The organism is Dyadobacter sp. HNCC25DJ187 (assembly GCF_056895255.1).
In genome coordinates, this window is record NZ_JBXHAT010000004.1 from 1 (window position 1) to 16,100 (window position 16,100).

Below are 16,100 nucleotides of genomic sequence, written 5' to 3' on the forward strand. Positions count from 1 at the left end.
ATTCCCGATTGGGGGTGCAAAAGTGGCAGCTTTATTTTTAAGATGCAAGCAACGGATGAAAATAATTTCCAACTTTTTTTGACATTTTTCATAACTACCTAAAAATCAAATATATAAATTTAAACTTTTTTAAAGTTTCTCAGCAATGCTTTAATAAGTATTTGACGCAATCAATTTATCTATCCTGATTACAAGAGAAAAGCACTCGAATGATATTGTAGTTAGAGCATTTAGTATTGGACAGTGAAAGAAATTGAGGTAATGCGGTTTTCTGCCAAATGACAGAAGTTGTGGAGACAACGTAGAAGAGTGAGTATTAACAATGAAGCAAATCCGGCTCATTGATGGTTTCTGTACTGAAGTCCTTTTCTAATAGCATGACATAGATGCGTCCCAAGTGATTATAGTGACTTAGATCCACACACAATGATATAAACGCGGTTTCCTATTTGATCAAAAAAGATATGATCTGACGTTATCTGGCCAGGTAACATTCCAAACAATTATCTAATGCGCGAGAAATGAGGCCAGCCCATCTCCCGCGTAATGTTGTTGATTCAGTCTCAGAGAATCTGTGAGCTTGAAAAATGTAATTCATGTACGATATCTTCAGATCTGACCTGGCATTACCAAACCACTATGCGATCCTTTTCCGGTTTGTACATTTTATCCCCCGGCTGCACATTAAATGCCTTATAAAAAGGAGTAAAGTTCATCAACGGGCCATTCACACGCCACTTAGCCGGTGAATGCGGATTGGTATTCACATACATAGCCATATAAGGATCTCTGGTTTTGACACGCCATATTCTAGCAATAGAAATGAAAAAACGCTGATCGGGAGTAAATCCATCCAGCTTTGTAGTGTCTTTACCCTGCTGTGTCAACTTAAAAGCATCGTAAGCAATCGCAACACCGGCAATATCTGCCGTATTTTCACCTACAGTGAGCGCACCTTTGATGTGGACAGAATCCAAAACAGTAAAGGCACTGTATTGATCAATGACCTGCTGCGTTTTGGCTTTGAATTTGGCATAGTCCGTCTTGGTCCACCAGTCGGTTACATTTCCCACCTTATCATATTGTGCCCCCTGATCATCGAAAGAATGCGTGATTTCATGGCCTATCACCATACCTATTCCTCCGTAATTGAGTGCATCGTCTGCATTTACATCGAAATAAGGCGGTTGCAGAATGCCTGCAGGAAACACAATTTCATTCAGTGGAGGGTTGTTATAGGCGGTTACCGTGGGTGGCGTTGTATGCCATTCGTTACGATCTACAGGTTTACCCAGTTTGTTCAGATTATAGAGATAGTCATTTTTGTCAGCCGAAAGCAGATTTTCAAAATAACTATCCCGTTTCACCGTCACTTGTGAATAATCGCGCCACTTGTCGGGATAACCAATTTTCTCCGTAAAAGCATACAGCTTATCTTTTGCTTTCGCCTTGGTAGAATCGCTCATCCAATCCAGACGGTCAATACGTGCTTCAAATGCCTTTTTAAGGTTATCAACAAGGACAGCCATCCTTTTTTTGGCGGACTCAGGAAAATATTTTTTGACGTAAAGCTGAGCCAGCGCTTCTCCAAGATACTGATCGACTGAACGCGTCATTTCTTCAGCTCTGGTTTGTTTGACCGCCTGTCCGGTCAGAATTTTGGTATAGGCAAAAGAAGCCTCTACAAATGGTTGGCTCAATACATTAGAATAGTTGGTAAGCGCATGCGCTCTCATATACACTTTCCAGTCGTTCAAGGGAACGGATTTCAACATCGCATTTAACTTATCATAGTAAACAGGCTGCCCCACGTTGACAGAATCAACCTTAGCACCCAAGCCATCCAATAACGTGGTCCAGTTCAATGCAGGATGTTTTTTTGACAGCGTTGCAACAGCCAGCTTATTATAATTTTCTTTTACGTCTCTGAGCTCAACGTTGGTTCTGTGAGCAGAAGCCAGCTGCTTTTCAATCCCGTAACTAATCACGGCATTTTTACGGGCGGTGGAAGCGTCAATTCCTGTTAATTCAAACAAGTTTGTAAGATAGTTTTGATAGGCCTTTTGAATCCCTACCGTGCCTGAATCTGCCTTGAAATAATAGTCTCTTTCCGGAAGTCCGATCCCTGTCTGGTAGAACTGTGCGATATTTTCCGTACTACGTTTATCATCAGGACCTACATAGAAACCAATGATGGACGCATTCCCGGACTTTTGTTCATCAGCCACCAGTTTCATCAGAGAGGTAACATCGCTCACTGCATCAATTCGAGCAAGCAATGGTTTGATTGGATCATATCCACGTTTATTAATCGTATTGGTATCCATACCAGAAGCATAAAAATCACCCACCTTTTGCTCAATACTTCCGGCTGCATTACCGCTTTGCGAAACACTATCCAGAATCCCTTTCAATCGTAAGCGTTGCGGATAATTCAGGAAAGAATAAGAACCTACGCCGGTTTGACTATCCGGGATCCGGATGGTATCAAACCAAATACCATTGGCATATGTAAAAAAATCATCTCCCGGCTTTTTTGTGGAATCGATTCCGGTAATAACCACACGTTGCGTATCAGAGTCGGACTGCTGACGGCAAGCGCCCACCGAAAGCAGTACGAATGAAACAAGTACAATTGATTTCATAATTGGAATGGTAAGCTTCATATTTAAATGATGTTTCTGTAAAATCAAAAATGCCTCAATTCTAGTTGATTTAAAAGGGTTTACATAGAAATAAATTAAAAAATATTAGATTTTGGTACTGAATCTTACAGCATACGACTCATTACTTGACATATGCAGCATTCCTTGTGCAAACAGTAACGTTGCCATTTTCCAGGCTTCCGTTCAAACTCTATTTCATTAAGCCATTTCATTATCTCTCCGGGTCTTTTTTCTGAATCTATGTTTACCTTGCGTCAGTCTATCATAATTTAATGTTAATACAGAGATAAGATATATATATGGAATTACTAGTGTATCTGGTGTTGGGAATTGTTGTAGGAACTGCAATAGGGTATTGGATGTCGAAGGCGAGCTCAAGTGGAAAACGCCAGAATGAAAGAGACGAGTTACATCGACGACTCAACGATGCGGAACTCGACTACCGCGAATTAAAAACGAGAACTTCTGTACAAATTCAAGTAGCAGAAAATACGATGAGAGAACAGACGGAGGTAAATAAGCTCCTGAAAGCAGAGATACAGGCACAACAACAAAGCCAGAGAATGGTGCAGGATGACCTATCCAATATGAATGCAAACCTGCATGCAACAAGGCAAACACTTTCGGAAAAAACAGCCGATCTAGCACGCTTGAAAGAGGAATACGAGGTACTTCAACAAGATCTTAATTTTGCTAACCAACGTCTTGCTACTGCTTACGCAGACAATAATGCGCTGACTGAGAAAATGGAAACCCAAAAATTAGAGATCGAAAATTTGGGAGCCAAGTTCAATCTGGAATTCAGAAACATTGCCAATGAAATTCTTGAAACTAAAACAGCCACATTTACAGAGCTTAATAAAACCAATCTTAATTTGATTCTGGAACCACTGGGCAGAAATATTGCCGAATTCAAAAACAAGGTTGAAGAAGTATATATCAAAGAGGCGCAGGAGCGATTTTCGTTAGGAAATGAAGTAACAAAACTTGCAGAACTCAACCGGATTATCAGTGATGAAGCACGAAATCTTACGAAAGCACTAAAAGGAGAAGCTAAAACGCAGGGAAGATGGGGAGAAATGATTCTGGAAAGTATTTTGGAGCGATCCGGGCTGGTAAAAGGCAGGGAATACTTTATGGAACATGAACTGCGCGATGCAGATGGAATTGCCTTACGATCCGATCTGGCAGGAAAGAAAATGCGTCCGGATGCGGTGATCAAATATCCCGACAACAGGAATGTAATTATAGATTCAAAAGTATCGCTCAATGCATTTACAAGACTTATTGCCGCAGTGGACGTTGATGAGCAAAAAGCAGAGTTAAGTGCGCATATCTCAGCTATTAAGTCTCACATTATTTCCCTTAGTGCGAAGGGATATGATGACTATGACAAGTCACTCGATTTTGTGATGCTGTTTGTACCGAGTGAACCGGCATATATAGCAGCTCTGCAGGGTGACGCGGATCTATGGAACTTTGCCTATGACAAAAAGATACTTCTGCTGAGTCCAACGAATCTGATTACATCATTGAAGCTGATCGTAGATCTTTGGAAAAGAGAGTATCAGAATCAGAATACCCTCGAAATTGCTGAAAGGGGAGCCAAGCTATATGATAAGTTTTATTCATTTGTATCCAACCTGAAAGATGTCGGTACGCACATGGAAAAGGCACAGTTCAAGTATGGCGAAGCGTTCAAACAACTTTCCGTTGGCAACGATAATCTGGTTCTTCAGGCAACCAAACTGAAGGATCTGGGTTTAAAAACTAAAAAGAATCTGCCGGATCTGGGATTACCCAACGCTACCGATGAGGACAGGCTCATTGCTGATGAATAGCGATTTAAGTCTTTGTATATTCCCTGTTTGAAACAAAATCACTACATCAACCCGGAGAACTAAATGACAATACATTCTGATTAATAACTTTGTATTATGGCTGGTTTCAGGGATAGTAATTCAGCGTTGAAATTTCTAGATTTGCCTGCTCTAACCTGGAAATTTCGGAACCAGTAAGTTTCATTTGTTCAGTTGTTAGTAAAAAATTGAAAAGTATGGCTGTGTAACCTGCTTCACAGTATAGTAGTCATTCAGGTAAGTAATCCCTTTAAAAATTATAATGAAAAAAATCCTGCTAATCTTTATTCTGATTACTTCTTGCACATGCGGACATGCACAACTTCTAGACAGAATGCGGAGCAAAGTTGAGCGTAAAATAGAAGAGAAAATCGACCAGTCTATTGACAAAGCGACTCAGCCTAAAAAGAAAACCACTTCAGCTGAAACAAAATCCACTTCGTCTCAGACCTCCACCCCATCTGAAACCTCCTCCCCGGTATCTTCGGATGCAGGCAGTGAAGTGGCGACAAATACATCTCAAGCCACCAGCCCGGTTACAAAGCCTGCTGACATTACATCCTATTCTAAATTTGATTTTATCCCCGGCGAGAAGATCATCATGCATGAGGACTTTTCACAAGAGGCTACAGGAGATTTCCCTACCAATTGGAATACAAGATCCGGTGCGGAGGTGGTTACATTAAATAACCGTTCGGGCAAGTGGCTACGCATGTCGCAATCGGGCGTGTTTTATCCTGAATATGTGGATAACCTTCCCGAAAATTTTACTGTGCAGATTGAGGTGCTGGCTAACAAGCAGATTGCAGGAATAGGTCAATGGATGATCAGCCTGATGGACACCAAAGATGTTGATGAAAAATTTAGTTTGGGTGAAGATCGGAGTATCAAAACCAAAAATAACTTCAAATTATATTTTCAGCCCGCTGCTTCAGGAAAAGGAGCAATGCACTATTCGACGAATCTGATTGGGCAGCAGTACAAGTCAGGCACTCCTGAATTCAATACTCCTGATAAACCATCCGTAAAAATAGCTATCTGGCGCCAGAAGCAAAGGGTCCGTGTGTACCTGGACAGTACCAAAATACTCGATCTGCCACGGGCACTGGATGTGAATGCAGCTTTGAATTCGTTGGTTTTCTCCGCCAGCAATCCGGAATATAATGATAAGGAGGGAGCTTTCTTTATGAGTAATATCATTGTAGCGGTGGGTGCACCGGATCTCAGAAACAAACTGATCACTGAAGGTAAATTCAGCACCAATGGTATTCTGTTCGATGTGAATAGCGACAAGATTAAACCGGAATCTTACGGCAGCTTGCAAAGCATTGCACAGGTGCTCAAAGACAATAATTCTCTGAAAGTAAGCATCATAGGCCACACAGATGCCGATGGAACTGAAGGGAGAAATCTGGATCTGTCTAAAAGACGCGCACTTGCCGTGCGCCAGGCACTTACCGATACTTTTGGTATTGAAACATCCCGCCTGGAAAGTGATGGTAAGGGAAAGGCAGAACCCGTTGATTCAAATGACACGCCAGCAGGCAAAGCCAATAACCGAAGAGTCGAGTTTATAAAAATTTAAGTCAGATAAAGGAATATGGTCACTGCTTTTAGAGGTAACCATATTCCTTCGACCTTATAGCTTGTTTGCAAACTTCCGGAAGTGCTCAAGAAGTCCATCCCAATTCCTTTCCTGAATTAACGACTTGTCAAAAAGCTGTCCGCCAATACCCAAGCCCACGGAACCCGCTTTCAGGAACTCATCCATATTTTCTAAACTTACCCCACCCGTTGGCATTAATTTTAACTGATCCAGCGGCCCCAATACGTCTTTAATATATTCAGGACCCAGCACAGTTGCCGGAAAAACCTTCACAACATTCGCACCCAGTGACCATGCCTTATATATTTCCGAAGGTGTATAGGCTCCCGGAAAAACAGGCACTTTCTGCTTCACACAAGTTTTAATTACCTTTTTGTCCAGAATGGGAGTGACAACAAACTGTGCACCTGCATCCAATGCTTTTTCGAGATCTGCGATGGTACAAACTGTTCCGGCCCCGATATTTAATCCTTCATACTCATTGGAACGTGCATAACGAATTATATCAGCGGCCCCGGGCGTATTCATAGTAATCTCTATGGTGGTGAGTCCTGCGGTCCGGTAGATTGGCAGAATTTCCCTGACCTCCTCCATCGACAAATTTCTTACAATGCCCACGATAGGAGCTTTTTTGAATAACTCCCACGAAAACTTACTAGTACTCATAATTTCAATTGTTTCGTAATTGCAAACGGTTTAATAGCCACTTGCCAGTAAAATATCAGACCTCAGCCCCTGATGGTAATAAAAAAGGAGGAAACACATAAGTGGTTCCTCCGCAATAAAATCAACGCCAGGGCTTAGGAAATACCTTTAAATGTAGGTTCCTGTACAAAAGGCTGGTTTCGTAAACGCTGTTTCGTTGCTTTATAAAGCGCATTGGCAACTGCTCCTCCGGTTGGTGGCAATGCTGGCTCTCCCAGTCCTGTGGGAGCTATTCCGTTCTCGACGAAATGTACCTCAACCTCCGGAATTTCATTCATTCGAATGAGTCGGAAGCCATCAAAGTTCCGCTGATCGGGCGTTCCTTCTTTGAACGTCATATTCCCAAACATAGCATGCCCCAGGCCATCAACTACACCACCTTTGACTTGCTGTAATGATCCGCTTTTATTGATGACAATCCCGCAATCAACAGCAGCTACTATATTTTTAAGTACAGGTTTGCCTTTCTCCATTACTACCTCTCCTACCTGAGCCACATACGATCTGTGTGAAAAATAGACACTGAATCCCTGATGAACTCCCTTCTTTTTGCCCCAGTTGCTTTTTTCAGCAGCGAGTTTAATAACAGCAACCATCCTGTCAATATCGTACTTCACTTCGCCCGCAGGCTTTTTCCTTGCCTTTTCCAGGAGCTCCAACCGGAACTGAATTGGATCTTTACCCGCTGCTTCAGCCACCTCATCCAGAAACGACTGTTCAGCATAAGCAAGGAAATTGGTAATTGGTGCCCGCCATGGACCTGTTGTAATCGGTGATTTATGATCAACGGAGTCTATCAGAACATGGTCAACAGCTCCGGAGGGAAAATTATCTTCTCTTGTACTGTTTCCCGCATTCATTCCAACTCCCCGTAACTTATAGCCGATGAGTTGTCCGGTTTTATCCAATGCAGCCTCAAATTTATATCTGACAGCCGGACGGTAAGTTCCTCCTGTCATGTCATCTTCCCTTGTCCATATCACTTTTACAGGCGCTTTAACCAATTTTGAAACATGCACAGCTTCAGTTACGAAATCTGCGGAAAGACGCCGTCCAAAACCACCGCCTTGCCTGGTGATTTCTACAGAGATTTTTTCCGGTGGAACGCCGGTAATCTTCGCAGCTTCTGCACGTGCACGATCAGGGGTTTGAGTAGGGCCAACCAGCTCTACGCTATCCTCTTTTACATGGGCAAAAAAGTTCATCGGTTCCAAAGGACTATGCGCCAGGAACGGGCACTGGTATTCAGATGTAATTACTTTTGCTGCATTTTTAAAAGCAGTTTCAACATCTCCGTCTTTTCTTCTCACTGTTGCTTCGCCATTCTGCATCAGTTGCTGGAAAATACGATTGTGGTCTGTCGAACTTTCCAGGTCTGCCTGCTTTTCATATTCAATCTTAAGCGCCTCACGGGCTTTTTGAGCCTGCCAGGTTGATTTTCCTACAACCGCAACACTATTATCAAATGTAACAACATCTACAATCCCCGGCATTGCCTTGGCAGCAGCAGAATCTACAGATTTTAACTTGAATCCAAATGCCTTCGGACGTTGCACGACAGCGAAAAGCATTCCTTCCCGGTAAAAATCCAAACCAAAAAGTGGTTTTCCCGTTGCTATGTTATGATTATCCACATTGCGGATAGATTTCCCGATCAGCTTAAAATCTTTTTCTTCCTTTAATTTTACCTCTTTGGGGGCGGTAAGCCTGGAAGCGTCTTCGGCCAACTCACCATAGCTCAGTGATTTTCCTGATGCCTTATGATACACTTTACCGTTTTCCGTAGAACATTCCGATGCCGACACTTTCCAACGGTTCGCTGCTGCTTCCACCAGCAAATGACGTGCAGTCGCACCTGCTTTTCTCAGCCTCTCCCAGGAATGGGGAACAGCGCCGCTCCCTCCTGTAACCTGTCTTTCAAAAGCGCCTGAATCCAGGTTACCCTGTACAGTTTTAACCATTTTCCAATCAGCGTCAAGCTCCTCAGCTACCACCATTGGAAATGCCGTTTTAATGCCCTGCCCGATTTCGGGATTGGGGGATACGATGGTAATGATATTGTCCGTACCGATGGACAAATAACTGTTAAAATTTATGGTTCCTGCAGCAAGCTCCCCTGCATCGACAACTATTGGTAGTGCAGAAGAGTTAGTCCAGTTAAATCCTAAGAAAAGTCCTCCCCCAGCCGCTGCAGCAAGCTTCATGAAGCTTCTGCGTGATGTATTCTCTGATATCTGCATGTTTATTTGGATTTAGAGGCGGCCACTTTTACAGCTTCACGTATACGATGATAGGTTCCACAACGGCAGAGATTCCCGCTCATGGTAGCAACAATTTCATCATCTGCGGGTTTAGGCTTTTCTTTAAGCAAAGCCGCTGCGGTCATGATCTGCCCGGCCTGGCAATAGCCGCATTGTGCTACATCGACTTCATCCCAGGCTTTTTGCACAGGGTGATCTCCTTTTTCAGAAAGACCTTCGATAGTGGTTACTTTTCCATTACCTACCGACGACACCGGCAAAACGCATGAACGTACCGCTTTACCATCCAGGTGAACCGTACATGCGCCACATTGTGCAATGCCGCAGCCATACTTCGTACCTACCAGTCCCAGATTATCACGAAGGACCCACAAAAGTGGTGTATCTTCCGCAACATCCGCACTGTAAGATCGGTTGTTAATTGTTAATTTTAATAACGCCATGGTGAATTATCGTTTCTATAAAGGGTTAGTAATTCAGAAGCAACTGACTTTCAAAAAAACCATTCAGACGGCAACAAATCTGATTGTCTGGTCAGTAAGGTTCCGAAGTTACAAAATATCGTATAAAATGTCACGCTCATGCCTGTTTTTTACAATCGTATATAATTGACAATCAAATCTATACAATCGATATAGCCATCAAAATACAGCGATTCTAAATTCCTGAATTTCATGCTAATAATGTTGCCTTGTGCAATGGAAGGTTCATTAATGCTATGAAAACATCCATCACTATAAATCAACAGAATACTTAAACAGCTACAAGAGGCTATCAGATTGCAAGGTTAGCTTTACAGATTATTGGTAAAATTAACAGGCGCCCTTAATATTACTTCTTTGTAATGCGATTTGCTGTAGGTTGATCATTGATCCTAATTTTAAACATCAATGGCCAGTTTTTGCCAGTCACATAAAACAATTTGTCTGCCGGGTTATATGCAATACCATTTAAGACATCTTTTTTCACATCTACACTTGCTGGTACCATGTTCCGAATATCCATAAAACTTACTACTTTTCCTGTAGCGGCATCAATTTTGACAATTTTTGTAGTTTCAAAGACATTCGCGTAAATGTATCCATTTACGTATTCAAGCTCATTGATATTCCTGACCGGGCCATTCTGATCGTATACCTCCAGATCCCCGATTTTTTCGTAATCAGTATTGTAAAAATGAATTTTATTGGAACCATCACTCATCATCAAAGTGGTGTCTTTGTGTGTAAGTCCCCATCCCTGAAAATAATATGTAAAAGTTGTATCCAGCGTGAAATCCATATTATAACGAAAACAAACTCCCGACTGCCAGGTAAGCTGATAGATTTTATCATTAACAATCGTAATCCCCTCTCCGAAATACTGCTGATCCAGGTTGACTGATTTAAGTGCAGCACCTGTTTTCGGATCGATCTGCAGCAGTTGAGATTTCCCATTTTCACCGGTTCCTTCGTATAATTCTCCCTTATAAAACTCCAAACCTTCTGTGAAACTGGTAGGAAGATGTGGGAAGCTTGAAATCACTGTGTATTTCATTTCTTCAGGAATAATATCAGAAACCATTTCAAATCGGAGTGTATCCGCAAAAGCGGTTTGACCTTTTGCTTTTCCGGATACTGCTAATTGATGCCATCCTGTTTTTTTTAAACCAAAAGCTATTTGAACAGAGTCTGCACCTCGCTGTGTAAATGCTGTATTAGCTCCATTGATACTGATTTGAAGATCGGTAACCTTTTCGGCAAATCCTACCCGAATTGAGTCTCCAAGTGTAAACCTGGACTTGGATAAAGCTGCTACAGCCGTGGGGGCTGTCTGTGCAGTCGTATTTTCTGTTTGGGTTTCCTGCCTGCATGCATAGAAATTACTAATAACCAAGATTAATAAAAGTATATGTTTAGGAGATAGCGACATTTCTTATCAATATTTGAAATTGGAATTAGGGTAAAGTTAAGCATCTCCGGCACAAGCAAGTCAGTACATTTTGAACTAACGAGAAATAATGTTCGCTACACCGGTTTACTTTGAAAGCGAATGAGTCATCAAATCCATACATACTGAGCCGTTAAAATAAAATGCCATAAAACCGACTGTTGAATTCGGCTCTATGGCAATATATTCAGTTTGTTAGTCCATCAAGCTTCACCACCCGGTCCGCCAAAGCTTATTGGAAAATTAAAATTTGGATCATTATCCTGAGAACTCGGGATCGGTCCATATTGGTCTTCGTATTTTTTAACATTGTCTTTTAAAGCGGTAATCAGACGTTTGGCATGCTCAGGTGTAACAATAATTCTTGCTTTCACCTTCGCTCGCGGCACGCCGGGCATAAGACGTATAAAATCCAGTATGAATTCACTATTTGAATGAGCGATCATGGCAAGATTGGAATATACTCCTTCTGCCATTTCTTCTGATAACTCGACGTTAATCTGCTGTTCGTTTTCTTTATTTTCTTCCATTTTTGAGGTTTTGGTAGCTGCGCTGGTAGTGATGCTATATTGTTCGATATAAGCTCTGAAATCGAAATGTACTAAATTTAAACAGCATGTAAAAACAAAGAGCCGATTCCACTTGCGCAGAACCGGCTCTTTTTATCTATTTGAATTCCACTAAGCTAATTCACGCTTTTTGCGGGATTGCTTTTCACGGGATTCCGCTAGCGCATCATACTCTTCTTGTGAACCCACAATCAGACTTTCATACTTACGCATACCTGTACCAGCCGGGATCAGGTGACCAACGATCACGTTCTCTTTTAGGCCTTTCAGTTCGTCACGTTTTCCTCTTACAGCTGCTTCTGAAAGTACTTTGGTTGTTTCCTGGAACGAAGCCGCAGAAACAAAACTCTCTGTACCTAACGAAGCTTGTGTGATACCCATCAAAGTAGGTTTCGCAACAGCTGCCTGTGCATCACGCGCTACAACCAATTTAAGATCGCGACGTTTCAGGCTTGAATTCTCGTCACGCAGACGGCGTACGGAAATGATCATACCTGGCTTAAGCGTTTCAGAGCTACCAGCATCTTCAACAACTTTAAGGTCAAGTATTTTATCATTTTCTTCACGGAAAACAACACGGTCAACCGGCTGCATTTCAAGGAAGTTAGTATCACCGGCGTCAAGGATTTCTACCTTCTGCATCATCTGACGAACGATACATTCGATATGTTTATCATTGATTTTCACACCTTGCAGACGGTATACCTCCTGAATTTCATTCACAAGATATTCCTGAACTGCTGTTGGTCCTTTGATAGAAAGGATATCAGCAGGAGTGATAGCACCATCTGACAATGGATCACCAGCTCTTACGAAGTCACCATCCTGAACAAGAATGTGTTTCGAAAGCGCTACCATGTAACGACGTTGTGTACCATCTCTTGACTCGATATGAATTTCACGGTTACCGCGTTTCACACCACCATAAGTTACAACACCGTCGATTTCCGACACCGTTGCAGGGTTAGATGGGTTACGTGCTTCGAACAATTCAGTTACACGAGGAAGACCTCCGGTAATATCACGGGTCTTACCAACAACACGAGGTATTTTTGCCAATGGCTGACCTGCTTTGATACTGGTTCCTGCTTTTACTACCAAACGAGCACCTACCGGAAGGTTATATCCTTTTTCGGTCTGATCTTTCAGCAACGTTGATTTACCACTTACCACGATAGCCGGGTTTTTGGTTTTATCACGTGTTTCAATAATTACTGATTCCTGGAAGCCAGTTTGCTCATCAAATTCTTCACGGTATGTAATACCTTCTTCGATAGCATCGAAAGAAACTTTTCCTGTGAATTCCGAAAGGATTACTGCGTGATATGGATCCCACGTACAAAGCTCTTGTCCTTTGGATACTTTATCACCTTCTTTTACAAGCAGGTGAGCTCCGTAAGGAACGTTGTTGGAAATCAAAAGTTGACCTGTTTCAGGATGAACGATTTTCACCTCGCCTGAACGACCCATTACAACTGTAATTGCATCGCCTTCTGAATTAACAGACTCAACCAAACGTAGCTCTTCAAATTGAATCACCCCATCGAATTTCGCTTTGATGTTTGCATCAACAGAAATGTTGGATGCAGTACCACCGACGTGGAATGTACGAAGTGTAAGCTGCGTACCAGGCTCACCAATTGACTGAGATGCAATTACACCCACAGCTTCTCCGATGTTAACCATATGTGCCGAAGCAAGTGAACGTCCGTAGCATTTCGCACAAACACCATTACGTGTTTCACAAGTCAATACCGAACGGATTTCAACTGTCTCAATGCTTGTTTCATCAATATATGCAGCGATTTCTTCTGTAATTTCCTGTCCGGAAGTTAAGATTATTTCTCCTGACAATGGATCAAACACGTCGTGAACACTTACACGACCCAAAATACGCTCAGAAAGTGGTTCAACGATATCCTCGTTGTCTTTCAGTGCTGAGATTGCAATACCACGAAGTGATCCGCAATCCGTCTCAATAACAACTACATCCTGGGCAACATCATGCAAACGACGAGTCAGGTAACCCGCATCAGCTGTCTTCAAAGCTGTATCTGCAAGACCTTTACGCGCACCGTGGGTAGATATAAAGTATTCAAGAACGTCAAGACCTTCTTTAAAGTTAGAAAGGATCGGGTTCTCAATGATTTCACCTGCACCACCTGCAATGTTTTTCTGAGGTTTAGCCATAAGACCCCTCATTCCACCCAACTGACGAATCTGTTCACGCGATCCACGTGCACCTGAGTGCATCATCATGTAGATAGAGTTGAATCCACCCTGATCCGTTTCCAGTTGCTTCATCAATGTTTCTGTGATACGTGAGTTAACACGTGTCCAGATATCAATCACCTGGTTGTAACGCTCGTTTTCAGTGATAAGACCCATCAAGTAGTTACTCCAAACGTTTTCCACGTCTACTTTCGCCTGCTCGATCAATTTGATCTTCTCATCCGGAACCATTACATCATTCAATCCCATTGACAAACCACCTTTGAAGGCCATTTGGAAACCAAGTTCTTTGATCTCATCAAGGAATTGTGCACAACGCGCTACACCAGCCAGTTTGAATACCAAACCGATGATCTGCTGCAGTTTCTTCTTAGTCAGAAGTTCATTGATATAACCTACTGACTCAGGAACAGCCTGATTGAACAGAATACGTCCGGCAACAGTGTCAATCAATTTTATTTCAAAAGTACCATCTTCATTACGAACACGCAGACGGCACTTGATATTAGCATGCTTAGAAAGTTTGCCTTCGTTGATCGCGATGATTACCTCTTCAGGACCGTAGAAGATCATACCTTCTCCTATAATTGGGTATTGAGGAGTACTTACACGTCCTTTAGTCACATAATACAGACCCAAAACCATGTCCTGAGATGGTACCGTAATCGGTGCACCGTTGGCAGGGTTAAGAATGTTGTGTGAAGAAAGCATCAACATAGAAGCTTCCAAAACGGCTTCCTGACCCAATGGCACGTGAACGGCCATCTGGTCACCGTCAAAGTCAGCGTTGAATGCAGTACATACAAGTGGATGCAACTGGATTGCTTTTCCTTCGATCAACTTAGGTTGGAACGCCTGGATACCTAAACGGTGAAGCGTTGGAGCACGGTTTAGAAGAACAGGATGTCCTTTCAATACGTTTTCCAAAATATCCCAGATCACAGGATCTTTACGATCTACAATCTTCTTCGCTGATTTTACAGTTTTTACGATTCCACGCTCGATCAGCTTGCGAATGATAAACGGCTTAAACAATTCAGCAGCCATATCCTTCGGCAATCCGCACTCGTGCAGTTTCAATTCTGGTCCAACGACGATTACCGAACGACCAGAATAATCGACACGCTTACCAAGCAAGTTTTGACGGAAACGTCCTTGCTTACCTTTAAGCATATCAGAAAGTGACTTCAGAGCACGGTTACCTTCAGACCGTACCGCGTTTACTTTACGGCTGTTATCAAAAAGTGAATCTACCGCCTCCTGCAACATACGTTTTTCGTTACGCAGGATCACTTCCGGAGCTTTGATCTCAATCAAACGTTTCAGACGATTATTACGAATGATAACGCGACGATACAAGTCATTTAAGTCAGAAGTCGCAAAACGACCACCATCAAGAGGTACAAGCGGACGAAGTTCCGGGGGAATAACTGGTACCATTTTGATCACCATCCACTCAGGACGGTTTTCGATACGTGTATTCGCATCACGGAAAGCTTCAACAACTTTCAGACGTTTCAAAGCTTCCGCTTTACGTTGCTGAGAGGTATCTGTTGCTGCCTGGTGACGAAGTTCGTATGAAAGTTCATCAAGCTTAATTCGGCTCAACAACATTTCCAGCGCATCAGCACCCATTTTCGCGATAAACTTATTTGGATCCGTGTCCGGAAGCATTTGGTTTTCGCGAGGCAGTTTATCAACGATATCAAGATATTCGTCTTCTGTAAGGAAGTCCAGGTAGCTTACGCCATCCTCTTCTTTTACACCAGCCTGAACTACCGCATATCGCTCGTAGTAAATGATCTGATCCAATTTTTTGGTAGACAATCCAAGCAAGTACCCGATTTTGTTAGGTAAGCTACGGAAGTACCAGATATGCGCTACAGGAACAACAAGTTCAATGTGGCCCATACGCTCACGACGTACCTTTTTCTCTGTAACCTCTACACCACAACGGTCGCAGATGATACCTTTATAACGAATACGTTTGTATTTACCGCAATGACACTCCCAGTCCTTCACCGGACCGAAAATACGCTCACAGAACAACCCGCCCATCTCCGGCTTGTAGGTCCGGTAGTTGATCGTTTCAGGCTGGGTAACTTCACCGAAAGAGCTCTCAAGGATAGACTCCGGTGATGCCAGACTGATCGTCATTCTGGAAAAATCACTATTAAGTTTTTTGTTCTTTTTGAAAGACATAATTAAAAAGTCGTTTGTCTTGTTAGTCGAAATTCAAATTGTATTGCATTTCTAAGGAGCGCTAAAAAGCG

At 42.5% G+C, this 16,100-nt stretch carries 9 protein-coding genes; 2 read left to right on the plus strand and 7 right to left on the minus strand.

Annotation, left to right across the window (positions count from 1 at the left end):
* Window positions 1-626 precede the first annotated feature (626 nt).
* The gene (locus AC1XUE_RS23420; protein ID WP_483358431.1) at window positions 627-2,645 is read right to left on the minus strand and encodes a M13 family metallopeptidase; all 2,019 of its coding nucleotides are present in this window, start codon (window positions 2,643-2,645) and stop codon (window positions 627-629) included.
* Window positions 2,646-2,965: 320 nt separating this feature from the next.
* Here AC1XUE_RS23420 and AC1XUE_RS23425 point away from each other — a divergent pair, with 320 nt between their 5' ends.
* Window positions 2,966-4,507, plus strand: coding sequence for a DNA recombination protein RmuC (locus AC1XUE_RS23425; RefSeq protein WP_483358432.1), 1,542 nt, complete (start codon window positions 2,966-2,968; stop codon window positions 4,505-4,507).
* Window positions 4,508-4,859: 352 nt separating this feature from the next.
* Entirely contained in the window at window positions 4,860-6,110 is a 1,251-nt protein-coding gene (locus AC1XUE_RS23430; protein ID WP_483358433.1) for an OmpA family protein, read from the plus strand.
* A 54-nt stretch (window positions 6,111-6,164) separates the two neighbouring features.
* Here the strand turns inward: AC1XUE_RS23430 and AC1XUE_RS23435 are convergent, their stop codons facing one another.
* From AC1XUE_RS23435 to rpoC, 6 genes are all read right to left on the minus strand, one after another.
* The gene (locus AC1XUE_RS23435) at window positions 6,165-6,797 is read right to left on the minus strand and encodes a bifunctional 4-hydroxy-2-oxoglutarate aldolase/2-dehydro-3-deoxy-phosphogluconate aldolase (RefSeq protein WP_483358434.1); all 633 of its coding nucleotides are present in this window, start codon (window positions 6,795-6,797) and stop codon (window positions 6,165-6,167) included.
* A 134-nt stretch (window positions 6,798-6,931) separates the two neighbouring features.
* Window positions 6,932-9,076: a xanthine dehydrogenase family protein molybdopterin-binding subunit gene (locus tag AC1XUE_RS23440; RefSeq protein ID WP_483358435.1), complete on the minus strand. Its 2,145-nt coding sequence runs from the start codon at window positions 9,074-9,076 to the stop codon at window positions 6,932-6,934.
* A gap of 2 nt (window positions 9,077-9,078) precedes the next feature.
* The gene (locus AC1XUE_RS23445; protein WP_483358436.1) at window positions 9,079-9,540 is read right to left on the minus strand and encodes a (2Fe-2S)-binding protein; all 462 of its coding nucleotides are present in this window, start codon (window positions 9,538-9,540) and stop codon (window positions 9,079-9,081) included.
* 388 nt (window positions 9,541-9,928) lie between these two features.
* Window positions 9,929-11,008, minus strand: a complete 1,080-nt coding sequence (locus tag AC1XUE_RS23450; RefSeq protein WP_483358437.1) for a glutaminyl-peptide cyclotransferase — start codon at window positions 11,006-11,008, stop codon at window positions 9,929-9,931.
* Window positions 11,009-11,229: 221 nt separating this feature from the next.
* Complete coding sequence (locus tag AC1XUE_RS23455; protein ID WP_483358438.1) at window positions 11,230-11,556, minus strand: DUF3467 domain-containing protein; 327 nt, start codon at window positions 11,554-11,556, stop codon at window positions 11,230-11,232.
* Between the two features lie 150 nt (window positions 11,557-11,706).
* Entirely contained in the window at window positions 11,707-16,029 is a 4,323-nt protein-coding gene (gene rpoC, locus AC1XUE_RS23460; RefSeq protein ID WP_483358439.1) for a DNA-directed RNA polymerase subunit beta', read from the minus strand.
* Window positions 16,030-16,100 lie beyond the last annotated feature (71 nt).

Excerpts from the sequence above, each read along its gene's own strand:
- AC1XUE_RS23450 (WP_483358437.1), bottom strand. The coding sequence starts at position 11,008 with ATGTCGCTATCTCCTAAACATATACTTTTATTAATCTTGGTTATTAGT.
- AC1XUE_RS23440 (WP_483358435.1), bottom strand. The coding sequence starts at position 9,076 with ATGCAGATATCAGAGAATACATCACGCAGAAGCTTCATGAAGCTTGCT.
- AC1XUE_RS23455 (WP_483358438.1), bottom strand. The coding sequence starts at position 11,556 with ATGGAAGAAAATAAAGAAAACGAACAGCAGATTAACGTCGAGTTATCA.
- AC1XUE_RS23430 (WP_483358433.1), top strand. The coding sequence starts at position 4,860 with ATGCGGAGCAAAGTTGAGCGTAAAATAGAAGAGAAAATCGACCAGTCT.
- AC1XUE_RS23425 (WP_483358432.1), top strand. The coding sequence starts at position 2,966 with ATGGAATTACTAGTGTATCTGGTGTTGGGAATTGTTGTAGGAACTGCA.
- AC1XUE_RS23420 (WP_483358431.1), bottom strand. The coding sequence starts at position 2,645 with ATGAAATCAATTGTACTTGTTTCATTCGTACTGCTTTCGGTGGGCGCT.
- rpoC (WP_483358439.1), bottom strand. The coding sequence starts at position 16,029 with ATGTCTTTCAAAAAGAACAAAAAACTTAATAGTGATTTTTCCAGAATG.
- AC1XUE_RS23435 (WP_483358434.1), bottom strand. The coding sequence starts at position 6,797 with ATGAGTACTAGTAAGTTTTCGTGGGAGTTATTCAAAAAAGCTCCTATC.
- AC1XUE_RS23445 (WP_483358436.1), bottom strand. The coding sequence starts at position 9,540 with ATGGCGTTATTAAAATTAACAATTAACAACCGATCTTACAGTGCGGAT.